The organism is Pseudomonas sp. LBUM1647 (assembly GCF_059716175.1).
Genome location: NZ_CP166809.1, coordinates 2,429,634 through 2,453,990 on the forward strand (window position 1 = coordinate 2,429,634; position 24,357 = coordinate 2,453,990).

Consider the following 24,357-nt stretch of genomic DNA (forward strand, 5'->3'; position numbering starts at 1 on the left):
CTCACGCGCCTCCGAAACAGATCAGGCGGTCGGCGTCCTGCACCGCGTCATGCAACTGGCCGAGTCCGGACAGTTCCCACGGCGCGCCCACCGCAATGGCTTCACGCTGATAGCGCCCGGCTTCTTCTTCGTTCAACACGCCACGACGCAGGGCGGCCGCGATGCACACGACACCGTCCAGTTGATGCTCGGTGACGAAGTTGCGCCATTGCTTGGGCAAATCCTGCTCATCCTGCGGCGTGACCACGCTTGCGGAGGCGTTGTAGACGCCGTCCTGATAGAAAAACAGCCGGACAATCTCATGCCCACCGGCCAGCGCGGCCTGGGCGAACAGCAGGGCGCGGCGCGAGGAGGGCGCATGGGCAGCGGAAAACAGCGCGATGGCGAACTTCATGACGGACTCGATCAGTAAAACTGCGGCCATGATAATGCTTTATCGCCGGGGCGGCTAAATGGGTTTTCCCTGGGGACCGAGTCGCCCCCATCGCGAGCAAGCTCGCTCCCACAGGTTTTGCGGTGAAGCTACAATCTTCGGCATCACACAAATCCCTGTGGGAGCGAGCTTGCTCGCGATGGCGGACTGACCGGCGCCGCTCAGCGTGGCATATACCCCAACTGCCAACGCCGCGGGATTTTCAGAGACAGCAGCCCGACCACGCCGGCCAGCAGACCACTGACAAACAGGGCCCTGAGCCCCAAGTGATGTTCCAGCAAGGCGCCGAGTACCGCGCCGGCAAACATCCCGGTCCAGGGGATCAGTTGCACGCGCCAACCGTTGCGCCGTTCGCCGAGCATCCAGCGTCCCAACCCACGGCCGAAGCGCGACAGGGCGCCGGTGACGTAGGTCAGGCCGACCGGCAGTCCGTTCACTTCTTCCACGGCGGCATTGAGCATGCCCATGGCGATGATCGCCGCCAGTAGCGCTGGCAATTGTTCATCGTAGGGCCAGGCAGCGGCGCCGCAGAGCAGCGTGGCGATGCACAGCAGCAAGGGCAACGCCCGACGGCCGCCGAGGCGGCTGACGACAATCCCCAAGGCGTTGCCGATGATGAAGGTGCCGACGAGGATCACCAGGCGCAAGGTCAGGCCCAGGTCGCCGTCGCTGATGGCGACGGCGAGGCGGGTGGTGTTGCCGCTCATGAACGAGACAAAATCGCCGCTGGCCATGAAGCCGATGGCGTCGGTCATGCCCGCGAGCACCGAGAGGCTGGCCACCAGCGACATGCCGATGCGTCCGCGCCATTTGCGGGTATGCAGATGGCCTGGACTGGCGCGATCAGTTGAGAGGGATGGCAACATCAGCGAAGGTCGTCCTCAGGTAGCGGCCGAAAGGGTCACTTACTCAATCCATATAACTCGCAATACTCCAGCCAGTCCATGCCGGCCATCTCGGCCACTTCCTTATGCACCTCCAGGCGCTGTGCCTGATAGTCTTCGGGTGTCGCGGCGGTCAGTTGCAGCGTCAGCTCCCAGGCAAACAATCCCAGGCGTTCGGCCTCGGCTTCGAAGGCTTCATGCAAGCGTTCGTCGCGGTACTGCGCCGCAGTCTCGCCCTTGGCCTGAGCCAACAACGGGTTGAGGTTGTCGAGTTCTACGCGCAGTTCAGGGCGCTCATCGAGAAACTTCTTCAGCGCTTGCTCGTGTTGCTGTTCGGTTGCCGCCATGGTCGCTCCTTGAGGCTGGATTACGAAGACTGCTTCTTGCTGGCCTTGGCCGCTGCTGCCAGGCACTCGAGGGCAAACTGCTCGGGATACGTCATTTGAATCGGCGTGGTTTCACCTTTGACGGTTCTTTCGCCGTCGAGGATGTAACGAATCCGCTTGTCGGTGACACCAATTCGCTTGGCAATCCAGGACGGTGTCTGACCGATCTGGCTGATCAGTTTGTCGGCATATTCAGCGGTCGGTTTGTAATATTCGGCGTTGGGTGTCATGACCTTTCCAGAAAATGAGCCCGGAAAAACGGGCGATGCAGTGTTAATGGCGCGACAGGGTGCGCGAATCGTCACTCGGTGTCGCGGTATAAATGAAGTAAAGCAGAACGATACGCCGTGCTGCGGTGATACAGTCCGCTTTTTCTTGATGAGCGAACGCAATGCGAATTCTGATGGTGGCGCTGGCCGTAACGTTGCTGGCCGGTTGCGCGGGCTCGGTGATGAACGACGCCCGCACTGGAACCCCGTACAAAACCCTGACGTCGGATAAACCGGAAAAAGTCGTCGCCCAGTGTGTGCAGTTTTCCTGGCAGGACGAGGCGGTGTTCGGTGTCGATGCTGGCGCGTATTTACAGCCTGGCGAGAAGGGCGGCACCACCGTTTACACGCGCTCGGCGGAGTCCTTTGTGGACGTGAAGACTGACGCTTCCGCCACCGTGCTGAATTATTACGCGCAGCATGACGATTTTGTGGCCAAGCGCCGACTGGCGGCGTTGGCGACCTGCCTGTAAGCAAGATCAAAAGATCGCAGCCTGCGGCAGCTCCTACAATGGGCAGGCGAACACCCTGTAGGAGCTGCCGCAGGCTGCGATCTTTTGGCGGTGCCAGCGATCAAACGTTTGTCAGGCGCTTCTGAAAAAAGAAGCGCTTGTGGCCAGGCGGGTAGTCAGCGATCTGGCCTAACTCGCTGTAGCCGAGCTTCCTGTAGAACTCTGGCGCCTGGAAGTCGAAGGTGTCGAGCCAGATTCCGATGCATTCCTTTTCCCGTGCCAGGTCTTCAGCCATCTGCATCAGCTTCGTACCCATGCCCTGTCCTCGGGCCTGTTCCGGTACCGACAGCAGGTCGATGTACATCCATTGGTAAAACACTCGACCGTGAAGCCCACCGAGAATCTCGCCGCTTTCGTCACGCACCAGCAAGGCAACGGGCTCCTGAGTCGAGACGCCGGCTTTTGCGGCGTTATAGGCGCGCAACGGCAGCAGGATCGCCTGGCGCTCTTCATCCGTGGGGTTTTGCGACCGTTCGATTCGCAGGGTCATCAGCTATTTCCTTATGGCCAAGGTGGAAAACATTTCCAAGACTATCGCGGCACCTGGTCGTTGTTCCAGTCTTCAGGTGGAACTGTCGTTCGCGCGCAGATGTCTAGCCTAAACAGCGTCATTCCTGAACGCGGCCTATGAGGACACTCCGTGAATATTTTCGAAGCCTTGCGCGAAAGCCACGACCGCCAACGCACCTACGCCGATGCGCTGATCCAGACCAGCGGCGACACCCCCGAGCGGGTCGAGGCTTACAAGCAGCTCAAGTCCGAACTTCAGGCCCACGAAACCGCTGAAGAGCGGCATTTCTATATTCCGCTGATGGAGTTCGATAACGGCGTCGACCTAAGCCGTCATGCGATTGCCGAACATCATGAGATGGACGAAATGATGGAAGAACTCGACGAAACCGAGATGTCCAGCCCCGCCTGGCTGGCGACCGCGAAGAAGCTCGCCGAGAAGGTCAATCACCACCTGGAAGAGGAAGAGCAGAAGTTCTTCCAGATGGCCGGCAAGTTGCTCGACGACAAACAGAAAGAGACGCTGGCGGGTCAGTATGAGAAGGAATACAAGGCTCAACTGTCTTAGCGCCAGGCTTTCGTTTTCGCCTAAGATGTGCGCCTTCTGACGAAAAAAGGATGCGTTGTCATGTCGAACACAGCCGAGCGGGTCAACCTCATCGAGTCTCAGGTGTTGTCCCACGACTGGTACCTGCTCAAGAAAATCACCTTCGATTACCAGCGCAACAACGGCGAATGGCAACGCCAGACCCGCGAGGTCTACGACCGTGGTAACGGCGCGGCGATTCTGCTGTTCAACCGCGAAAAGAAAACCGTCGTGCTGACCCGGCAATTCAGGTTGCCGGTGTTCGTCAACGGCCACGATGGGTTGCTGATCGAAGTGGCGGCGGGGCTGCTCGAAGGTGCGGCGCCTGAAGAGCGCATCCGCGAAGAAGCGGAGGAAGAAACCGGTTATCGCGTGCACCATGTGCACAAGGTATTCGAGGCCTACATGAGCCCTGGCTCGGTGACCGAAAAGCTGCACTTCTTCATCGCCGAATACGACGCCGCTTCCAAGGTCAGTGATGGCGGCGGACTGGAGGAGGAGACCGAGGAGCTGGAGGTGCTGGAATGGAAATTCGACGACGCACTTGAGGCGTTTTATCGCGGGGAGATCTGCGATGCGAAGACCATCATGCTGCTGCAGTATGCGGCGATGAAAAACATCTTCGCCGCCGTTTAAGAGGCACCCACAACCCCTGTAGGAGCTGCCGCAGGCTGCGATCTTTTGATCTTCAGAGTCTTCAAGAGCACCGAAGATCAAGATCAAAAGATCGCAGCCTGCGGCAGCTCCTACAAGGTCAAAAGCCTTCCAGTCGTCCAGTCCCACCCCATTGCCCGCCCTCCAGCATCAGCAGCCGTTCCTTTGCCTCAAGTCCACCGGCAAACCCGGTGAGTTTCCCCGAAGCGCCAATCACCCGATGACACGGCGCAACAATCGAAATCGGGTTCTTGCCATTCGCCGCACCCACCGCCCTCACAGCACTGGGATTGCCGATCTGCCGGGCAATCTCGCTATAGCTGCGGGTCTCACCAAACGGAATGGTCAGCAACGCCGCCCAGACCTTCTTCTGAAACTCCGTCCCGGCAAAATCCAGTTCCAGGTCGAAACGATTGCGCGTGCCCGCAAAGTATTCCCGCAGCTGCTGAGCGGTACGCATCAGGATCGGATTATCCGGCGCCTCGCGCATCGGCCCAAGCCGCACCCGGTCGGGTTTGTCGTTTTCCCAGAGGATGGCTGCCAGGCGTGAGCCGTTCGCGACCAGCTTCAGCTCGCCCACCGGAGAGGCGAGGGTGATAAAGGTGTAACTCATGCCGGCGGACTCCGTAAAAGTGCTGAGCAGTCGCCAAGCATACTGCCTCGACGGGGAGGCGCAATACGCAATCCCAGCCATACTTGCCTGTGCTCTTGAAGCCTTCCCTCTGTTTTTTTACAGAGCCTAAAAACAAAAAGAGACCGACTCATGAAGTTCGAACCTTTTGCCAAATCGCTGATTGCGACCTCATTGGCGCTCAGCTGCCTCAGTGCTTACGCGGCCTCCGTGGCGCCGGTTGCGGCCGAAAACGGCATGGTCGTCACCGCCCAGCATCTGGCCAGTCACGTGGGCGTCGATGTACTCAAGAACGGCGGCAACGCCGTCGATGCCGCGGTAGCGGTCGGTTATGCGCTGGCGGTGGTTTATCCCGCGGCGGGCAACCTGGGCGGCGGCGGTTTCATGACCATTCAGTTGGCGGACGGGCGCAAGACCTTCCTCGACTTCCGTGAAAAAGCCCCACTGGCCGCCACCGCCAATATGTACCTCGACAAGGAGGGCAACGTCGTCCCTGACCTGAGCACCCGTGGCCATCTGGCCGTTGGCGTGCCGGGCACCGTGTCCGGTATGGAGCTGGCGCTGAAGAAATACGGCACTAAACCGCGCAAGGAAGTGATCGCTCCAGCCATCAAACTCGCCGAAGACGGTTTTGTGCTGGAGCAGGGCGATGTTGAGTTGCTGGAATATGCCACCGACGTGTTCAAGAAGGACATCAAGGATTCCGGTGCGATCTTCCTGAGCAACGGCGAGCCGATGCAGGTCGGTCAGAAACTGGTGCAGAAGGATCTGGCGAAAACCCTGCGGGAAATCTCCGAGAAGGGTGCCGACGGTTTCTATAAGGGCTGGGTGGCCGATGCCATCGTCACTTCCAGTCAGGCCAACAAAGGCATCATCGCCCAGGCCGACCTCGACAAGTACAAAACCCGCGAATTGGCGCCGATCGAATGCGATTACCGCGGCTACCACGTGGTTTCAGCGCCACCGCCAAGCTCCGGTGGCGTGGTGATTTGCGAGATCATGAACATACTCGAAGGCTATCCGATGAAAGACCTGGGCTATCACTCGGCCCAGAGCATGCACTACCAGATCGAAGCGATGCGTCACGCCTACGTGGACCGCAACAGCTACCTGGGCGACCCGGATTTCGTGAAAAACCCGATCGCCCATCTGCTGGATAAAAACTACGCCACCAAAATCCGCACCGCCATCGATCCGCAAAAGGCCGGTGTGTCCCGCGAGCTCAAACCCGGCGTAGCGCCCCATGAAGGCAGCAACACCACCCATTACTCCATCGTCGATAAATGGGGCAACGCGGTTTCGGTGACCTACACCCTGAACGACTGGTTCGGCGCCGGCGTCATGGCCAGCAAAACCGGGGTCATCCTCAACGACGAAATGGACGATTTCACCTCGAAAATCGGCGTGCCAAACATGTACGGTCTGGTGCAAGGGGAGGCCAACGCCATCGCGCCCGGCAAGGCGCCACTGTCGTCCATGAGCCCGACCATCGTCACCAAGGACGGCAAAGTGGTGATGGTCGTCGGCACCCCCGGCGGCAGTCGCATCATCACCGCGACCTTGCTGACCATGCTCAACGTGATCGACTACGGGATGAACATCCAGGAAGCGGTCGATGCACCGCGTTTCCACCAGCAGTGGTTGCCGGAAGAGACCAACCTGGAGACCTTCACCACCAGCCCTGATACGGTGAAGATGCTCGAAAGTTGGGGCCACAAGTTTGCCGGGCCACAGGACGCCAACCATGTGGCGGCGATTCTGGTAGGCGCACCATCGCTGGAAGGCAAACCGGTGGGCAAAAACCGCTTCTATGGGGCGAACGATCCACGTCGTAACACTGGGTTGTCGCTCGGTTATTGAGGGTTGTTTTTCAAAGGGGACGGATCTATTTTTCGTCCCCTGATCCACTGACTTTTCAAGGAAGGGACCATGGCTACCGCACTGCTGATCATCGACGTCCAGCGCGCCCTGTGCACTGGCGAGTACGCATGTTTTGAGATCAAGCGCGTTATCGAGAACATCAACGACCTCAGTGCCAAGGCTCGCGAAGCAGGCATCCCGGTCATCCTCATCCAGCACGAAGAAAAGGGCGACCTGCTGCAACACGGTTCCGAAGGCTGGCAACTGGCCGAAAGCCTGAAGACTTCGCCGCAAGACCTTCGCGTGCGAAAAACCAATCGAGACTCGTTCTACCGGACCCACTTGCAAGCCCAATTGCAGGATTTGGGCACCGATCGCCTGATCATCTGCGGGCTGCAAACCGACTATTGCGTCAACGCCACTGTCCGCCAGGCCCTGAACCTGGGCTATGACGTAGTGCTCGCCGCCGATGCGCATTCCACCGTCGACAACGGCAACCTCGCCGCCGAAGACATCATCACTGAGCACAACGCAGACCTGGCGCACTTGACGGGGCCCGTGGCGCGGATCGACGTTATCCCGACCAGCGAAATCCGGATCTGAAACGGGTGAGGGGCTTGCTCCCGTTGACGCTTACACGGCCCCGAAAATGTCGATCAATTCAGTCAAAAAAGCACTCACCAAATCCCGCTGACGCGCCGAATGCCTGACCGCCGCATGAAAGCCGACCTCATAGCGCAGCAGCTCAGGATTCAGCGGATGCAGCTGTCCCAGCTGTTCATGCTTCGCCGCATAGTGCTGCGGCAGAAACCCCAAATGCTGGCCCGACAGAATGAGCAGGGCGGCGCCGTCCATGCTGTCCGTGAGCACCGTCAGGCGTTCAATCGAAGTGGGTGCCGGCATTTCCGGCAAAGGATGGCTGGGCCATACCCAATCGTAATCGCTGACGTCATCCCGGGTCAGCTCGCCCACTTGCTCGAAAAGCGGATGAGTGGGGGCGCAGTAGGCGATCTGGGTTTCCTGGAACAACGCAAAGTAATCAATGTTGGGCAGGCGGTGCCAGAAATAGCCGATCGCCAGATCGATATGGCCGTTGATGATTTTCTCTTCCAGCAGCGATGACGACAGCTCTGTGAAATGGAAATACAGCCCTTCATGCCGGGACCGTAATCGTGCAATGGCCAAGGCGATTTTCTTGTTGGCAACCGGATCGATTTGACCGAGCAGGCCGATATTGATGTTGCCCGACACCTTACGATTGATGTGCTGGACTTCAACCCGGAACCCTTCGGCAGCCGCCAGTAACCGACGGGCCGCCTCGACAAACTGGCTGCCTTTGGGCGTCACCGAAAATCCACCGCGCCCGCGTTCGCAAAGACGAAACCCCACCCGCGCTTCCAGCGTCGCCAATTGCGCACTGATGGTGGGTTGAGTGGTATTGAGCGCCGTTTGCGCGGCCGAGATCCCGCCCGCCTCAACGACGGTCAGAAATACCCGGATCAAACGCAGATCTAGCTCCGATACAGTTCCCAGCATGCGTGCTCCCGATACTCACTTACATAGACGTGGATCTATGTGAACAGTGTGCCTGCGATATTTTACAGCCCTGACCAACGCCCTACATTGCGATGAAACCGGCGCTTTGCCCATAAAAACAACAATTACCAGCATAGGAACACGCATATGTCAGGGTCCCCTCAATCTGCGCACGCCATCGAGGCGAGCAGCGGGTTGGCCATTGAAGGCCACTCGATCGATTACATTCCGGAAAACGAACGTCACGCCAAGCTCAGCAGCCAGGGCCCTTTCTGGTTTCTAGGCAACTTCCACTTCTTCACCATCTCCATCGGTTTTGTCGGCCCAAGCCTTGGCTTGTCGGCGCTATGGACGATGTTGGCCGGTGCGCTGGGCATCATGTTTGGGACCATTTTCATGGCGTTTCATGGCTCGCAAGGTCCGGAAATGGGGCTGCCGCAAATGATTCAGTCGCGTGCGCAGTTTGGTTATCGCGGGGTGATCCTGGCCTTGATGGCGACGATGTTTGTGTTCGTCGGTTTCAACGTGGTGAACATTTCGCTGATCATGAACGGCCTCGAGCATGTGTTTGGCATCGACCCGACCATCGTCGCCATTGCGGTGGTGCTGATCGGCGCGCTGCTGTCGATTTACGGCCACGACCTGATGCACAAAGCCTTCAAGTGGGCGTTGCTGGCCACGTTGCCGCTGTATGCGCTGGTCACCATCGCCTTGATGTTCGGCGCAGGCCAGGAGGGCGTCACCCCGGCGACCGACCTGGGTTTCAGCTGGATTGCCTTTGCCACGCTGTTTGCCATTGGCGCGAGCTACAACATTTCCTATGCGCCTTATGTCTCCGACTATTCCCGTTACCTGCCGAAAAACACCAGTCGGCCAAAACTGATCGCCGCCGTATTCATCGGCGCGTCATTGTCGGGCGGCTGGATGATCGGCCTCGGGGCCTGGCTTGCGCAGCAGCTCAAAGCGGCGGATGCGCTGGTGGCGCTGAACCAGGTCGGTTCTTCGATGATTCCAGGCCTGGGCAATGTGTTGGTGATTGTCTCGGTGGCGGGCTTTCTGCCGATCATCGCGCTCAACACCTACAGCGCTATGCTGACGTTGCTGACGGGTGTGGATTCGATCAAAAAAATCACACCGACACCTCGCGCCCGAGTGATGTCGATCTCCGCGATCAGCGTCATTCTGTTGACCTGTGTGCTGTCGATCAAAGGCGATGGCATCGCCCTGTTGAACACCTTCCTCGTGTTGCTCCTGTACTTCCTCGTACCGTGGACCGCGGTCAATCTGGTGGACTACTTCTTCGTGCGCAAAGGCCGCTACGCGATCCCGCATTTCTTCACGCCGAAGGGCATTTACGGCGCCTGGCAATTTCGCGGCATCGTCTCTTATCTGATTGGCTTCGCCGCCATGGTGCCGTTCTTCTACATCTTTGATGCGGCGGCCGGCAAAGAGGTGTTCGTCGGGCCGCTGGCGCGGATGCTGGAAGGCGTGGATATCGCCTGGCTGGTTGGCCTGGTGGTCTCGGGCCTGACGTACTACCTCCTCAGCCGTTCGATAGACCTTGAGTACGAAGGCCGGATCATCGACTCGATTACCGAGAGCGACATTGTTTCCATGGCTCATCAGCCTGTGGAGGAGGGGCGTTGAACAGCGCAAAAAATACCGTGGTCGCCTGCTGCCAACTGGCGCCGAAAATAGGCGACCTCGCTTACAACCGGAAGCTGACCGAACGAGCGATTCGCTCGGCGGCTTACCAGGGTGCCCAGGTGGTGGTGCTACCCGAACTGATCCAGAGCGGCTACTTGTTTGCCGACCGCAGCGAAGCCCTGTCCCTGGCGGAAACTGTCGAAGGGCCGACCTTGCTTCTGTGGACGGCGCTGGCCCGGGAATTGAACATCGTGGTGGTGGGGGGATTCTGCGAGCGGTTAGCCGGCGATGAACTGGCCAACAGCGCGGCGATGATCGATGCCCAAGGTCTGCGCGCCGTGTACCGCAAGGCGCACCTCTGGGATGGCGAGAATGAAATCTTCAGCGCCGGCAACGACGCGCCGCCGGTTGTAGAAACCGTTCATGGCCGGATCGGCATGCTGATTTGCTACGACCTGGAATTCCCCGAGTGGGTGCGACTCCCGGCGCTGGCCGGTGCGGACCTGCTTTGCGCACCGGTCAATTGGCCCGATGGGCCACGGCCGCAAACCGAGCGTCCGGCCGAAGTTGTGCGAGTCCAGGCCAACGCCTCGGTCAACCGAATGTTCATCGCCGCGTGTGATCGGCATGGTCATGAACGTGGGGTCAGCTGGGTGCAAGGCTCGGTGATCGTCGATGCCGATGGCTACCCTGTGGCAGGGCCGGCGGAGCAGGGTGGCGAGCAGATTTTGTTGGCGACGCTGAATCTTGCCGAGGCGCGGAACAAGCGAATCAGTGCGCGTAATGATTTGCATCGGGATCGGCGGTCGCAGTTGTATGGGTTGAGTAGTTTGGTTGAGTAATGCGGGTGGACGTTTTGTGACGCAGGGGTAGAGCAGGCGTCCGCTTTCGACAGCCGATAGCCGTCTGTCGTCAGCAGATTCTTTGGCCACCAGCCTTTCCTGTGAGCCGCGAGGGGGCGAACGAAAGTAACGTTCGCAGGACCTCGCGGCTGACCTCGGTTGTTTTCAGAAACGGCGTTGAACAAGCCTTTGTAATAGCGAGGTCCGGGGTCACAACACCACGGCACTCATCACTCAGAGGCGAGCGCGGCGTCACTCCTCACCGGTTGGGTGTCAGCGGCCGTCCGGCGACCCACCTTGAACCATGCCGCGTACAACGCCGGGACGAAGAAAATCGTCAGCAGCGTCGCCACGGTAAGGCCGCCCATGATCGCAATTGCCATCGGACCCCAGAACACACTGCGCGTTAGCGGGATCATTGCAAGCACGGTGGCCAGCGCCGTCAGCATCACCGGACGGGCTCGGTGAATGGCGGCATCCAGCACCGCGTTCCACGGGTCTCGCCCTTCGGCGATCTCGATTTGTACTTGATCGATCAGGATCACTGCGTTGCGCATGATCATGCCACCCAGTGCGATGATGCCCAGGATCGCAACGAAGCCCAGCGGCGACTGGAACACCAGCAGCGCCGGCACCACGCCGATCAGGCCCAGCGGTGCGGTCAGCACTACCATCCACATGCGGGAGAAGTTCTGCAGTTGCAGCATAAGTAGCACCAGGATGGTGATCAGCATCAGCGGGGCCACCGCGAGTAGCGCTTTGTTGGCCTTGTCACTTTCCTCAACCGCTCCGCCCACATCTATGCGGTAACCGGTCGGCAGCCTGGCTTCGATATCCTTGAGCAACGGCTGGATTTCCTGCGTCACCGATACACCCTGCTCACCATCCTTCACGTCGGCACGCACCGTGATCGCCATGTCGCGATTGCGGCGCCACAGTACCGGCTCTTCCAGTTCAGCGCGCACCTGTGCGACTTGCGACAGCGGCACCACCGTGCCCTGGCGCGTGTAGAGGTTAATGTCTTTCAGTGAGTCGAGGTTCAAGCGTTCCTCTGGCACGGCACGGGCCACGATGTCGATCAGGTCCTCGTGCTCACGTAGCTGCGACAAGGTTGCGCCGTTCATCACGGTCTGGGTCGCCAGCGACACATCGGCTGGCGTGAGGCCCAGCGCGCTCGCCTTGTCCTGATCAAGCTCCACTTTCAGCGTGCGCACAGGGTCGTTCCAGTCGAGCTGGAGGTCACGCACCTTTTGGTTGGACGCAACCACCTTCTCCACGTCGCGGGCGATCTTGCGCACCACTTGGGTATCGGGGCCTACGACGCGGAACTGCACCGGGTAACCGACAGGTGGTCCCAACTCGAGCCGGGTCACGCGCACCCACGCCTGTGGGAATTGGTGGTCAGCCGAGGCCACCAGCCGCGCACGTACCCGCTCGCGTGCATCCAGGTCCTTAGTCATCACAACGAACTGGGCAAATCCAGGATTGGGCAGCTCGGGGTTGAGCGAGAGATAGAAGCGCGGCGCGCCGGCGCCGGTGTAGGCGGTATAGAAACGCACGTCTTCGTCCTTCGCCAGGATCTCCTCCATGTGCTTGACCTGCTCGGTCGTCGCGGCGAACGAGGAGCCTTCCTTGACGCGCAGGTCAATGACCAGTTCAGGACGCGAACTGTTGGGGAAGAATTGCTGCGGCACTAGCTTGATACAGGCCAGAGCAAGCGCCAGAGCGCCAACCGTCGCACCGATGACCACCCAGCGGCGCTCAATGGCGGTGTCGATCAGGCGGCGTAGGCTGCGGTAGAACTTGGTGTCGTGCGGATCAGCGTGCTGGTGCGTGCCCAAGTCGTTGGGCAGCATTTTGACCGCCAGGTACGGTGTGAAGATGCCGGAACAGATCCACGAGAACAGCACCGCGGCGCCAACGATCCAGAAAATGCCACCCGCGTACTCGCCGGTGGTGGACTTCGAGAGGCCGATCGGCAGGAAGCCCACGACCGTGATGAGTGCCCCGGTCAGGCGCGGCATGGCGGTGGACTGATAGGAGAAGGCGGCCGCCTTCACGCGGTCCATGCCGGTTTCCATCTTCGCCACCATCATCTCGATGGCGATGATGGCGTCATCCACCAGCAGTCCCAACGCGATAATCAGTGAGCCGAGCGAGATGCGTTCGAGGTTCCAGCCCATCGCCAACATCACCAGCGCCACGCCGCCCAGCACCAGCGGCACTGTGGCCGCGACCACGAGGCCTGCGCGCCAGCCCAGGCTGGCCAAGCTCACCGCAATCACGATGATTAGCGCCTCTGCCAGCGCACGCCCGAAGTCCAGGATTGCATCCTTCACCGTGGTTGGCTGGTCAGCCACCAGCTCCAGCTCCACGCCGTGCGGAAGTTCTGACTGGATCTTGGCGACTGCCGTGTCCATCGCCTTGCCAAGGTCCACGATGTTGCCGTCGCTGGTCATTGTGATGCCGAGCATCAGCACTGGCTGGCCGTTGTGGCGTACCGTGTAGGTCGGCGGATCCTCGAAGCCACGTGTAACGGTCGCGATGTCGCCGAGCTTGATCAGCCGGCCGCCCGCGGAGATGGGCACATTGCGGATAGCCGCTTCGCTGGCGAATTGGCCGCTCACGCGCACCATGACGCGGTCGCCGCGGGTGTCGATCTGGCCTGCGGGCACCATGGCGTTCTGGCTCTTGAGGCTTTCGGCAATGGCCAGTGGTGTGATGCCCAGCGCGGCCAGGCGCTCGTGCGAGAACTCGACGTAGACACGCTCGGCCTGCTTGCCGATGAGATCGATCTTCTTGACCATCGGCACCTTCAGCATCTGGCGCTTGATGTCCTCGGCCGCGTGCGACAGGTCAGCGTGACCGACGCCGTCGCCCTTGACCGCGTACATCAGGCCATACACGTCGCCGTATTCGTCATTCAGGATCGGGCCGATCACGCCGTCAGGCATCTCGAGGCTCAGGTCGTTGAGTTTCTTGCGCGCCTGGTACCAGGCTTCGCGTTGGTCAGCCTTGGAAGTGCCGCCGCGCACGGTGAGCGTCATGCCTGCATAGCCTTGCCGCGCGTAGGTGACCACCTTCTCGAAGTTGTCGATCTGCTCGAATTTCTTCTCCATGCGGTTGAGGACCTGGTCCTGCAACTGCTGGGCAGTGGCGCCCGGCCAGATGACCATGGCGGTCATGGAAGGCACGGAAAAGTTCGGATCCTCGAGCTGACCGAGCCGGGTGAAGCTGAAGGCGCCGGCCGCCGCGACAATGAGGAGCATGAACAGAACGATGGCGCGATGGCGCAGCGCCCAGTCGGTGAGGTTGAAATTGTTCATCGGGTGGCCTGCTGCGTGGTATTCGCGTCAACGATCGCCGTGCCGGGGAGGGCGACCGTCAGTCCGGACGTCATCTTCTGGACGCCGGCGGTGACGACCAATACGCCAGCCTGCGGCCCGGAGACGAGCACCTCGTCGTTGCGATAGCCCCAAACGGCCACACGCTCCAGTTCGACGACGCCTGCCGGATCCTTGCCCGTGGGCGTGACCACCCACAGCGCCGGTTCGCCACCGCTTTGCGTCAGTGCCGTGGCTGGCACCGCCGCTACCGAGACACTGGTCATCTCACGCTCGGCCTTGACCGTGGCGGTGGCGCCCAGCGGCAGCGCCTGCACCGGCTTGAGCCGCGCGCGATAGGTGCGCGTCTGCGTTGCAGCCTGCGGCGACAGCTCGCGCAGCGTGACATCGAAGATCTCGTTCGGCGCACTGGCCAGCGAGGCCTTGAAGCGCGCGTCCTTGAACACGGACAACTGATCCTCGGGCACGTCGATGACGATCTCGGATTCGCCCGGATTCGCGATCGAGACAACCGGTTGCCCCTCCGGTACGACCTGTCCGGCCTCAAAGCGGACAGCCGTGACGACGCCGCTACGCGAGGCGCGCAGCACGGTGTACTTGAGCCGGTTGCGCGCGAGTTCGAGCTTTCGCGCCTCGGCCTCTGCGGTTGCATGCGCGGTTTGGGCATTGGTATGCGCGCGTTCGTCGTCGGCCGCACTGACCGAGCCGTCAGCCTTCAGGGCGGTCAGGCGCCGGTGGTCCGAGTCGGCTTGGCGCGTCTGCTCGACGGCAACCGACCACTGTTGTCGCGACGCTTCCTCAGCGAGGCGGTAGTCGGCGTCATCCAGTACAGCCAGTACGTCGCCTTCGCGCACAAACTGGCCTACCTCGACCTTGCGCTGGGCGACCTTGCCGCCCACGCGGAAGGCCTGGTCGACTTCATGCCGCGATTGCACGGTGCCCACGTAGCGACTGATGTCGCGGGCATTGTCGTAGCTGATTTTAACGGTGCGTACAGGTCGTGGTGCCTGCACGGTCGGCTGGTCCGGGCTACACGCGCAAAGCATGACGGCGACGGCCAAGGCGCCGGCCGCAGTAAGGGAGGTTTTCAAGGCGGTTCCTCTTTGTAAAACGGCAGTTTCTTAGGAAAGTGGTGGCCGGTCGGCTTCGGTGGCTGCGGTGGCTGCGGTGGGGGTGGCGGGTTGTTCGAATACCTGCCAGCCCCCGCCCAGTGCCTTATAGAGCTGCACGCTATTGATCAGCAGGCGGGTGTTGCTTTCGTTGGAGTTCAAGCGTGCCGCCAGGCGCGCGCGCTGCGAATCCAGCAGTGGCAACAGGTCGATCTGCCCGCGGTTGTAGAGCGACTGGGCGCGGTTCTGCGCAGCCTCGGCGGACGCGGCGGCCAATTGCAGCGACCCGGCGCGGCGCCGCTCCTGCGCCAGCGTGACAAGGGCGTTCTCCACATCCTCGAGCGCCCGTACGATGCCGTCTTCGGCGCGCAGCAGCGCCTCTTTTTGAGCACTTTCGGCAGCATCATTGATTGCTTGCGTGCGCCCGGCGTTAAAGAGCGGCATCGCCAGCAGGCCCGCCACGTTGGTGAAGCGCGCAACGCCGAGATCGGCGCCGTTCAGGCTCAAGCCCTGGCGGCCGAAGGAGGCATCGAGGAACAGCCGCGGAAACCACTCGGCCGCGGCCTGCTTGCGGCGCGCATTGGCTGCATCGAGCTGCGCCATCAGCGCCAGCACGTCAGGTCGGCGTTGCAGCAGCTCGGCGGGCTGGCCCGGCTTGGCCTCGGGCACCACTGTCACATCGCTAATCGAAGTCTGGATGTTCGCGGTATTGAAGGACTGGTCGGCAATCAGCACCGCGATACGATGGCGCGACACAGCCACCTGCGTTTCCAGCGGCGGAATCTGCGCCCGCGCCGACAAGGCGTCGGTCTGCGCACGTTCGACGTCGAAGGCAGATGCCAGCCCCACCTGCTGGCGAGCGGAAACCAGACGCAGCGTCTCGTCCTGCATCGCTGAGATGGCGCGCAGCGTCGCGACCTGGCGTTGCGCGCCGACCAGTGTGAAGTAGTTGCTGACGACGTCGCTCATCACCAGCAGGCGTACGCCGCGCATGCTGTGCTCCGCGGCCAGCGCATCGGCATCGGCCGCCGCTGCGCCGGCGCGCAGGCGGCCGCTCAGGTCGAGCTCCCACGAGACGTCCAGGCCCGCACTGGTGGTCTTGGTATCCGGATAACCCTGTTTCGTGGCCGAGCTGTAGCCGCTGCTGCGATCACTGCCGGAGGCGGATGCGCCGACACTCGGGAACAGCCATGAACGGCTGACCGTTTCGCCGGCACGCGCGGCGCGCAGGCGCTCGGCGGCAATCTTGACGTCGCGATTCTCGCGCGCTGCCCGGCGCACCAGATCCGTCAGCACGGGGTCGTGGTAGACCTCCCACCATGCCGCCTCGGGTTCCATTTCGGAGGCCGTGCTCGTGGAGAAGTTGCTCGGCAGTTCTACCGACGGCGTGAGCACCTCCGTGGAGCAACCGTTCAAGACCAGGGCAACAGACGCGGCGAGCGCTGCCCCCATGACGACGCTGACCACGCGTTTGGCATATTGCAGGGGCGTCTGCCCGTTGCGGGTCAACAGATGGGAAGTTGGAAGTCGCGACATCGGATTGGACTCGTAAAGATTCGAGGTTGCATCAGCGTAGAGCCCGGGGTGCGCGAAGTCGTCAGCGAAGGGTCGCCGTTCGGTCGCCATATCGGGCTCTCATTCAGGTTGGAGACGTCACTCGCCGTCGGCATCCGCCGCGTGCTCACCGGCCGCGGACGCGAGGTCTGAGGCAATCGACTCCAGCAGCTCTTCGGCGGACGAGAACTCGCACTGACGCCCGGTGACCAGATTTTCGAGGCGGCCCACGAGGGCCCCGGGCGTGGCATCGCTACGCAGCTTCACTACGTACGAGCGGCGGCTCGGGTACTTGGATTCAGGGTTCAGGCTCATGGCAGACCAGGGGATCAGGAAGTTCGGCGACAGCGTAAGCCGCCCCCTGGGTGGAGTCATAAGCGAAAGGTCGGAATTCGGTCGGGAGTGCCCGCAGAACAGAGGCAGCGATCACCGGAACGCTGGTGGTCACGCGGTTTCCAGCCCACGTTGCGTGGGCGCGATCTAAGTCCACCAGGCATGAAGGGTACGTCTTGTCGCTTCAAGTCGACTGGGCAGCCTGAAGCAGTGAGCGCGCACGTTTCACCAGTTCGGTTCCGTGAGTTTCAGGCAATTGCTCAATCAGCGTCGACAATGCCTGGCCGTCCTCGGTCGCAGCCTTGTGGTGTTCGCACAACTCCACCAGCGCTTGCAGCTCCAGCCACGGTGCCTCCTGGGATCGAGCCTCCTCAATTGCGCGCCGCACCGCAGCGCTGCCGGCGTCCAACCGACCCTGCGTTCGCGCGATCGCTGCCTCCAGAAGCCATAGCTGCGGCAGGTACACGCGCTCGCCCAGTTCCTCTGCCACCCGCAGTGCTTCCTGTAGTTCGGCTTGTGCTGCATTGCAATCACCTGCCAGCAGCAACGCCTCGGCGGCGTAACCGAGTACCTCGCTGGCACCGGAGCGCATGCCGAGGCCGGTGTGCTCTTCGTAGGCCTCACGGATGCGACGGTAGCCGTCGCGCGGTGCACCGTTGCGCGCGTCAGCCCAGCCGCGCCACCAGCGGCAAGCCGTCCGCCCCAGCGCGAGCGAATACTCATCAACTAACTTTTGCATATCGTCAGCCAGCGCTGCTACACGCACATGGTTCCCTATCCTCACCTCGATCAACACCTCCTGCCAGGCGGCGACCAGCCAGGTCATGGGCTGGCGCAACGCCTGCGCGCGAACCCGCGCCTGCTGCCTGTGGACTCGGGCTTGCTCAAACAGACCAGAACGCACGAGTTCTATCGCCAGCATGCCGTGCAGCATGACCTGAGGATCAGCCGCAAAAATATCGTTCGTCCCGATGTCCAGTGGCTCAGCGATCGCGAGGGCGCGCTCTAACCAACGGCGAGTCGTCTGCGTGCGTCCCTGGAGGTGATGCACCTCGCCCTGCACGATGCACGCCGCCAGCCTGAGCTCTTGATCATTTGCGTCGCAGGAGAGGGCTTCGGCACGTTCCGCCACTTCCAGCGCCAGCGCATAGTCGCCGCGCAGACCGAGCAGATAGCCGAATCCGTGCAGCAGGCGACCACGCATTGGGTGCTCGGGTACATCCGCCAGCAGCATGTACGCACGTTCGAAGGCGCTCTTGGCTTCGCTGCCGACACCGAACCGGTGGAAAGCCGAAACCCCTTGCAGCGTGGCCAAGGTAATTTCGAGCGTATCGCGCTCCGTCCCTTCTGGTGCCTGCATGAGCAGGACCAAGGCGCGTTCAGTGAGGCCGTAGCTCAAGTCCGGGCTGAAGTGCAGCAACGCGGCTTCCGCGGCTTCGGCGTAGTAACGCAGCGCAATCATTGGCTGCCGAGCCCGATCGAAGTGCATTGCCAGCTCCGAGGCCGCAACCGGTACGCCGACCGCGCGCTCGCGTTCGAGGGCAGTGCCAACCTGGCGATGGAGCTGGGTGCGCAATGAGCGCGGCGTGCGGTCGTACAGCACCTGGCGGAAAAGCGCATGTCGGAAAGAGTGGGGTAGCTCTTCCGTCTCTTCACCTTCCGTGGTCCGTGACCGTATGAGCCAAACCTGCTCGCGAATCAGCTCTTCACAGGCGTGGGCCACCGAAGCGAGGTCGCGCTCGAGGGCCAGTGAAACCGTCTCGATTCGGAATTCGACCCCGCACACCGCAGCGACCGAGAGCAGCGCACGCTGTTCCGGCCCAAGCCTGGCAATATAGTGATCAATGATGGCTGCGAGGTTTTCGGGAACCGCCAGATCCGCAAGCCGAGCCTCGATGGTGGCATCGTCGTCCGTTGGGTCCATCACTTCACTGATGACTGACGATACGAACAGCGGCACACCGTCAGTGCGCTCGTGCAGGGCACGCACGAAGGCTTCATCGCACGCCAGCGAGGCCGAACGCAGCGCCACATAGTCAGCGACCTCGGTTTCCGAGAACGGATCGAGCACCACTTCCTCGCACAGACGTTGCAGGCGCAGTTCGTGGCGCAACGAGCTGAGGGGATGATCGAGTGCAACCACCTCGGCGAGGCGGAAGCTCGACAGCCACATCAGCCGCGTGCCGCCACGTCGCCGCGCCACATAGTTGATGAGCTGGACTGTCGCCCGATCGCTCCAATGCAAGTCTTCGGTCACCAGCAACAGCGGTCGCTGCTCCGTGTAGCGGTCCAGCAATTCGCCCATTTCCCGGAGCATGCGGTCCGGGCCGATGCCGGCAAGCTCGCGCCGCAACGCGTCGCGCTCCGCCGTGGTGCTCAGCCACGGCAGTTGCAGCAGCCAGGTCGGCGCCACGGCGCGCAGCAGCGCCGGCAGGGTGGGGTCGTTGCGGCACAGATCGGCTAGCGCCTCCAACACCGGCAGGTACGGCTCGCCGGTGCCGTAGTGTTCTACGCAATGGCCGCGTGCGCAGGCGATGCCGCCAAGGCTGGCGAGGAAGTGTTCGATTAACGTGGTCTTGCCAATCCCCGGCTCTCCAGCGAGCCAGACCACAGCACGCTGGCCGCCATCTGCCCGCTCCCACGCCCGCTGCAGTCTTGAGATCTCGTCGGTGCGACCGATGAATGGCGGTGACGGATGCGCGCCGGCCGCCGGCACCGTCGCGGATGCTGGCGGCATCGAAGGTGCAGGTGAGGGCGCGGCGATGAAGCGATAGCCGCGCCTCGACACGGTCTCGATATAGCGGGGCTGTTTGGGGTCGTCGCCCAGCACCTTGCGCAGATCGCTGATGGCCGTCTTCAGCACCGAATCGCTGACGAACCGATGCCCCCACACGGCATCAAGCAAGGCGTCCTTGGTCACTAGCGATCCCGGCTGGCGTGCAAGTACGCACAGCAGTGTGAATGGCGTTGGCGCCAACGCCACGGCTTCTCCGTTACGTAACAAGCAGGCGTTGGCTTCGTCGAGTTCGAACTCGACGAAGCGGAGCTGGACTGGATTCGGTTGAGGCTGCGGACGCGCCACGATTGATTCCTAAAACTAAAACATGGTTGTGCGCTGTGAGGCTTGGCATCTGGCCCAATACTGAAAACCGTATTGCCGGGCTTTCTGGTCCTGTCTACCAGCAGCTTCTTGAGCCGACTGTTTTCCAGTCTCGGCTCCAACGCCTTGAGCCCTTGACGTCAGCCACACGCGCTCGACCTGGGGCCGTTCTCCAATAACAACGCTGATCGGCTCTGAAGCCAAGCCTCATCGGTCGGAAACTGGTACACGCGTGAATTCACGCCTCGAGCTTGCGGCATTCATCGCTTCGGCCCGGACTCGATTCGCAAGCCCCTGACACCTCGGTTTTCCTCTTGTCGTGGCCTGGTAATGATCCCGAAAATTTAATGACAAGAACATCAATATTGAAATTAGTTTCAATATTGAATACCTTGACCCTGCCTGACGATGAGACCTGCGTGCCTCACGACTTCAATCACAACAAGGGCTCAATATGAACAACAACAAGAAAGTTTCCGAATTGCCTCCCTCCGCCGTCGACGTGCTGGTCATCGGTAACGGTCCGGTAGGTGCAACAATCGCGGCACTGCTCGGCCGCTATGGGGTAACGACCCTGGTACTGGACAAGACCCATGAGGTCGTACTGATGCCTCGTGCCATTGCTCTGGACAACGAGGCGCTGCGCATCCTGCAACTCGCCGGTTTGTCGGAAGACGCTTTTGAGAAGATCGTTATCCCCGAAGTGAAGATGCACTCCCCGGTACTCGGGCAATTCGGTCGAGCCAATACTGAGGGGTGCATCGACGGCCATCCGAAACTTGTGACGTTCTATCAACCCGACCTCGAACACGCGATGCGCAGCCAGGTCTCCCGGCTGAAGTCAGTGACCAGTCTTGGTGGCTTCGAGCTTGAGAGTCTGGTTGAGGAGTCGGATTGCGTCGTCGCCTCCGTACGGGATCAGAATGGGCAATCGCATTCCGTTCGCGCCCAGTACCTGGTCGGTGCGGATGGCGCAAGCTCCAGGGTCAGGGCACTGATTGGCCAGGAGTTCGAAGGGCAGACCTATGCGGAAGATTGGCTGATTGTCGATGTCATGAACCGGCATAAGTCAGCGATTGATCACATTGAGTTTCTCTGTAATCCGCAGCGCCCAACGCCGCACATGCCCGCACCCGGCGGCAGGGAGCGTTGGGAGTTCATGCTGCAACCCGGTGAATCCCGGGAAGAGCTGGAAAGCCCGGAAAGCATAGCCCGGCTGATCGCACCATGGATCAACCCGCAGGAGTTGCAAATCGAGCGCAAGGCGGTGTATCGATTCCACGCGCGCTGCTGCAACAGATTCAGCAAGGGACGCATCTTCCTCGCCGGCGACGCAGCGCACATCACCCCTCCTTTTGTCGGGCAAGGCCTCGTAGCGGGACTTCGAGATGGCGCCAACCTTGCCTGGAAACTGGCCTGGGTCCTTCGCGGCCATGCCGCGCCTGCAATACTCGATACCTATGACGTAGAGCGCCGCCCCCATGCCCAGGCGATGATCAATCTGGCGAAACTCATGGGCCGCATGGTGATGCCCAAGAACAAGATCGCAGCTTTCTTTATCCACGGCCTGATGCGCATGCTGGCGTTGACTCCCGCTACCAGGAAATACTTCGAACAGTTGGACATCAAGCCGAAGAACACCTTCAAACACGGCCTGTTCATGCAGCATTGCCGGGGCGACAAACTGGTACGTGGCAGCCTGTTTCCCCAAACCTGGATTCGCACCATGCAAAAGCAAATCAAATTGAGCGACGATGCTCTTGGAGACAACCTGACCCTGGTTGGATTCGGTGTTGACCCGTTGTCCCTGCTAACCACTGAGCAGATCGTTTCCTGGGAAAAAATGGGAGGCCACTTCTTAGAGGTCAGAACGCGCGGCCAACGCTCCGGCGGCAGCTGTGACTTCATCGAAGACATGAACCATGACATCCTGCCGCTGGCCCCTAAAGGAACGCTCGTCGCGGTTCGTCCCGACCGGATCATCATGCACCACGCCCCTGGCGCAGAGGCAGGCAGTCTCCTTCGTGACTGTCGGGGCCTGCTGGCTAGCGTAGACGCCACGCCTGATAGCGTTTCCGTTACCATCAACGAGCCCACTAGATTGCGAGCTTGATAATGCCTTCCCCCATTCTTCCTTTAGAAGCGACTGCGCCACAACCTCTCACGAGAGGCCACAAGAAGCGTGAGCGCACCCGTCGCGGCCTGGTGGACGCGGCATTGCGTCTTGTCGCACGTAAGGAGGTGGGGGAGATCGCGCTGCTCGAGGTCGCCGCGGAAGCAGCGGTATCCAACGGCACCATCTACAACTATTTTCGAACGCGCGACGAAGTACTCGAGGCGGTGGGCATCGCCATGGCCGCCGAGTTTTCTGACGCCATTTCCGTCTTGAACTCTGACGTGCAGTGCGGTGCGCAGCGGCTTTCGATTGGCGTTCGCATGTTTGTATGTCGGGCCGCCGCCGACCATCAATGGGCGAATGCGCTGCTGCGCATCATCCATTTCGACCAGGCAATGCGCTCGCGTTTGGCGGACCATGTACTGGGCGATCTGCGTGAGGGGCTGCGTGCGGGTACTTTTGCTTACGTGGACGAAGGGGTCGCCCTGGACATCGTCTTATCATGCACAACCGGAGCAATGCGCTCAGTTGTCGAGGGACGCGCAGTGGCAGAGCACGATCTGCGGGTCGCCGAAATGGTTCTCCAGGCTCTGGGCGTAACACCTGCCAGAGCCAGGAGAATCGCCTGCAAGCCGCTACGCACCTGATCTGATGTCATCCTTGATCCGCTAGGCTTGATCAATCCATTGCCGATAGCTCTTCGCCTGGCGGCGAGACTTTAGCTGATTGCCGATCAATGCCATGAGAGGCGACGTCCTGGGTTTTGTCCGTTTCCCTTGACTCAGCAAGCCGAGCTGCTTCTTGATCACCGACGCCACTGCAAGCGATGCCAGCGCCTTGTTCTTCCAGCGGACGACGATGGGCTCCACTTCGGTGTCCTGACCTGCCATCCACTGGCTTGGCAGGGTCGGCTCGATCGCCAACGCAGTGGCAAGCCCCACCATCGACACCGAGCCGCTCACCACGCGCTCTGCCACCTCCTTTCTACGCACGCCGCCGGTGACCATCAGCGGCATGCGCGCTATTTCTCCTATTTTCTCCGCGAACTCGAGAAAGTACGCTTCTCGAGCCAAGCGGCTGCCATCGCGGGTCTGCCCCTGCATTGCCGGGCTTTCATAGCTGCCACCCGATAACTCGACCAGGTCGATCGCCTTGGTGTTAAGCATTTCCACCACGCGAGCCGCATCCTCGGCATCGAAACCGCCGCGCTGAAAGTCCGCGGAATTGAGCTTCACCGCGACGCAAAAGGTCGGTGCCACTCGCTGACGTATTGCGTCGATGGTTTGCAGGAGAATTTGCGCACGATTTTCCAGGCTACCACCCCAGCGGTCGCTACGCCGGTTGGTCAAGGGCGAAAGGAATTGGCTGAACAGGTAGCCATGCGCTGCATGAATCTCCACGCCGGTGAATCCGGCACGCTCGGCTAACGCTGCGGCATGGGTATAGCGTTCAATCAGCTCTTCGATCTCCTGCTCATCCAAGGCCCTGGGCGGCACAAAAGCCTTTGATAGTCCGGGAATGTCGACAGCAACCGCGGAGGGCCCCCGTGCCGATTGCCCCATTGAAGCCAACAGCTGCCGTCCGGGATGATTGATTTGCATCCAGGCCTGGGCTCCGCGACTGCGGCAAGCATCGGCCCATAGGCTGAATTTGCCCAGGTTCCGATCGTCCTCGAGCACTACGCCAGCGGGTCCGGTCAAGGCGTGGCGGTCAACCATGACGTTGCCAGTGATGATCAGGCCGGCACCACCCTCCGCCCAACGCCGATAGAGCTTAACCAGCGCTTCCCCCGGAGCGTGATCCTCATTGGCAAGGTTCTCCTCCATGGCAGCCTTGGCGATTCGGTTTGGAATCACCGCGCCGTTAGGCAATCGAAGCGGTTTGAAGAGCTTTGAGCTGGTCATGTTCTGTCCTTCAGCTGGTAAAAGTCGGCCAGCATAATTGAACATGCGTGTTCAATTATGTCAATGTGAAGGGTTTTTGTTGATCCGGCGACATCGATCCTAGTATCCAGATTATTGGGTTACAGGCCGGTTTTCAGACAGAAAAAC

22 protein-coding genes are annotated in these 24,357 nt (G+C 61.0%); 9 read left to right on the forward strand and 13 right to left on the reverse strand.

Features of this window, described 5'->3' with window-relative positions; genetic code table 11:
- Position 1 precedes the first annotated feature (1 nt).
- The 4 genes from tusD to ACA059_RS11060 all read right to left on the reverse strand — a co-directional run bounded on the left by tusD (position 2) and on the right by ACA059_RS11060 (position 1,933).
- Positions 2 to 394, reverse strand: coding sequence for a sulfurtransferase complex subunit TusD (gene tusD, locus ACA059_RS11045; protein WP_497634651.1), 393 nt, complete (start codon positions 392 to 394; stop codon positions 2 to 4).
- A 200-nt stretch (positions 395 to 594) separates the two neighbouring features.
- Complete coding sequence (locus ACA059_RS11050; protein ID WP_497633795.1) at positions 595 to 1,299, reverse strand: YoaK family protein; 705 nt, start codon at positions 1,297 to 1,299, stop codon at positions 595 to 597.
- A gap of 35 nt (positions 1,300 to 1,334) precedes the next feature.
- Positions 1,335 to 1,664, reverse strand: coding sequence for a DUF6388 family protein (locus ACA059_RS11055; protein WP_403137533.1), 330 nt, complete (start codon positions 1,662 to 1,664; stop codon positions 1,335 to 1,337).
- Positions 1,665 to 1,684: 20 nt separating this feature from the next.
- Complete coding sequence (locus tag ACA059_RS11060; protein WP_008154823.1) at positions 1,685 to 1,933, reverse strand: hypothetical protein; 249 nt, start codon at positions 1,931 to 1,933, stop codon at positions 1,685 to 1,687.
- A 161-nt stretch (positions 1,934 to 2,094) separates the two neighbouring features.
- Here ACA059_RS11060 and ACA059_RS11065 point away from each other — a divergent pair, with 161 nt between their 5' ends.
- On the forward strand, positions 2,095 to 2,445 hold the full coding sequence (locus ACA059_RS11065; RefSeq protein WP_134422608.1) for a hypothetical protein: 351 nt from the start codon (positions 2,095 to 2,097) through the stop codon (positions 2,443 to 2,445).
- Positions 2,446 to 2,545: 100 nt separating this feature from the next.
- Here the strand turns inward: ACA059_RS11065 and ACA059_RS11070 are convergent, their stop codons facing one another.
- On the reverse strand, positions 2,546 to 2,974 hold the full coding sequence (locus ACA059_RS11070) for a GNAT family N-acetyltransferase (RefSeq protein WP_497633796.1): 429 nt from the start codon (positions 2,972 to 2,974) through the stop codon (positions 2,546 to 2,548).
- 150 nt (positions 2,975 to 3,124) lie between these two features.
- Here ACA059_RS11070 and ACA059_RS11075 point away from each other — a divergent pair, with 150 nt between their 5' ends.
- Both ACA059_RS11075 and ACA059_RS11080 read left to right on the forward strand, forming a co-directional pair.
- Complete coding sequence (locus ACA059_RS11075; RefSeq protein WP_497633797.1) at positions 3,125 to 3,562, forward strand: hemerythrin domain-containing protein; 438 nt, start codon at positions 3,125 to 3,127, stop codon at positions 3,560 to 3,562.
- Positions 3,563 to 3,622: 60 nt separating this feature from the next.
- Entirely contained in the window at positions 3,623 to 4,216 is a 594-nt protein-coding gene (locus ACA059_RS11080) for an NUDIX domain-containing protein (RefSeq protein ID WP_497633798.1), read from the forward strand.
- 118 nt (positions 4,217 to 4,334) lie between these two features.
- Here the strand turns inward: ACA059_RS11080 and ACA059_RS11085 are convergent, their stop codons facing one another.
- Positions 4,335 to 4,847, reverse strand: coding sequence for a methylated-DNA--[protein]-cysteine S-methyltransferase (locus ACA059_RS11085; RefSeq protein ID WP_497633799.1), 513 nt, complete (start codon positions 4,845 to 4,847; stop codon positions 4,335 to 4,337).
- 150 nt (positions 4,848 to 4,997) lie between these two features.
- Between ACA059_RS11085 and ggt the strand changes: the two genes are divergently transcribed.
- Together ggt and ACA059_RS11095 are read left to right on the forward strand one after the other, a co-directional pair.
- Positions 4,998 to 6,725 (forward strand): gamma-glutamyltransferase, encoded by a 1,728-nt coding sequence (gene ggt, locus ACA059_RS11090; RefSeq protein ID WP_497633800.1) that lies wholly within the window; start codon positions 4,998 to 5,000, stop codon positions 6,723 to 6,725.
- 69 nt (positions 6,726 to 6,794) lie between these two features.
- Positions 6,795 to 7,328, forward strand: coding sequence for a cysteine hydrolase family protein (locus ACA059_RS11095; protein ID WP_497633801.1), 534 nt, complete (start codon positions 6,795 to 6,797; stop codon positions 7,326 to 7,328).
- A 30-nt stretch (positions 7,329 to 7,358) separates the two neighbouring features.
- On the opposite strand, the gene ACA059_RS11100 is transcribed toward ACA059_RS11095, so the two are convergent.
- Positions 7,359 to 8,261: a LysR family transcriptional regulator gene (locus tag ACA059_RS11100; RefSeq protein ID WP_140894216.1), complete on the reverse strand. Its 903-nt coding sequence runs from the start codon at positions 8,259 to 8,261 to the stop codon at positions 7,359 to 7,361.
- 147 nt (positions 8,262 to 8,408) lie between these two features.
- Between ACA059_RS11100 and ACA059_RS11105 the strand changes: the two genes are divergently transcribed.
- A complete protein-coding gene (locus ACA059_RS11105; RefSeq protein WP_497633802.1) occupies positions 8,409 to 9,908 on the forward strand; it encodes a purine-cytosine permease family protein in 1,500 nt (499 codons plus the stop codon).
- Positions 9,905 to 10,750, forward strand: coding sequence for a nitrilase family protein (locus ACA059_RS11110; protein WP_497633803.1), 846 nt, complete (start codon positions 9,905 to 9,907; stop codon positions 10,748 to 10,750). Before ACA059_RS11105 ends, ACA059_RS11110 begins: the two co-directional genes overlap by 4 nt.
- A gap of 230 nt (positions 10,751 to 10,980) precedes the next feature.
- Here ACA059_RS11110 and ACA059_RS11115 read toward each other — a convergent pair whose 3' ends face one another.
- From ACA059_RS11115 to ACA059_RS11135, 5 genes are all read right to left on the reverse strand, one after another.
- Positions 10,981 to 14,076: an efflux RND transporter permease subunit gene (locus tag ACA059_RS11115; RefSeq protein WP_497633804.1), complete on the reverse strand. Its 3,096-nt coding sequence runs from the start codon at positions 14,074 to 14,076 to the stop codon at positions 10,981 to 10,983.
- Positions 14,073 to 15,185: an efflux RND transporter periplasmic adaptor subunit gene (locus ACA059_RS11120; RefSeq protein ID WP_497633805.1), complete on the reverse strand. Its 1,113-nt coding sequence runs from the start codon at positions 15,183 to 15,185 to the stop codon at positions 14,073 to 14,075. Before ACA059_RS11120 ends, ACA059_RS11115 begins: the two co-directional genes overlap by 4 nt.
- 30 nt (positions 15,186 to 15,215) lie before the next feature.
- A complete protein-coding gene (locus tag ACA059_RS11125; RefSeq protein ID WP_497634652.1) occupies positions 15,216 to 16,739 on the reverse strand; it encodes a TolC family protein in 1,524 nt (507 codons plus the stop codon).
- Between the two features lie 117 nt (positions 16,740 to 16,856).
- Positions 16,857 to 17,072, reverse strand: a complete 216-nt coding sequence (locus ACA059_RS11130; RefSeq protein ID WP_497633806.1) for a hypothetical protein — start codon at positions 17,070 to 17,072, stop codon at positions 16,857 to 16,859.
- Positions 17,073 to 17,274: 202 nt separating this feature from the next.
- Entirely contained in the window at positions 17,275 to 20,172 is a 2,898-nt protein-coding gene (locus tag ACA059_RS11135) for an AAA family ATPase (RefSeq protein ID WP_497633807.1), read from the reverse strand.
- A 472-nt stretch (positions 20,173 to 20,644) separates the two neighbouring features.
- On the opposite strand from ACA059_RS11135, the gene mhpA reads away from it, so the two are divergent.
- Both mhpA and ACA059_RS11145 read left to right on the forward strand, forming a co-directional pair.
- Positions 20,645 to 22,303: a bifunctional 3-(3-hydroxy-phenyl)propionate/3-hydroxycinnamic acid hydroxylase MhpA gene (mhpA, locus tag ACA059_RS11140; protein WP_497633808.1), complete on the forward strand. Its 1,659-nt coding sequence runs from the start codon at positions 20,645 to 20,647 to the stop codon at positions 22,301 to 22,303.
- Between the two features lie 2 nt (positions 22,304 to 22,305).
- Positions 22,306 to 22,953: a TetR/AcrR family transcriptional regulator gene (locus tag ACA059_RS11145; RefSeq protein ID WP_497633809.1), complete on the forward strand. Its 648-nt coding sequence runs from the start codon at positions 22,306 to 22,308 to the stop codon at positions 22,951 to 22,953.
- 21 nt (positions 22,954 to 22,974) lie between these two features.
- Here the strand turns inward: ACA059_RS11145 and ACA059_RS11150 are convergent, their stop codons facing one another.
- Positions 22,975 to 24,210 (reverse strand): NADH:flavin oxidoreductase/NADH oxidase family protein, encoded by a 1,236-nt coding sequence (locus tag ACA059_RS11150; protein WP_497633810.1) that lies wholly within the window; start codon positions 24,208 to 24,210, stop codon positions 22,975 to 22,977.
- Between the last annotated feature and the right edge of the window lie 147 nt (positions 24,211 to 24,357).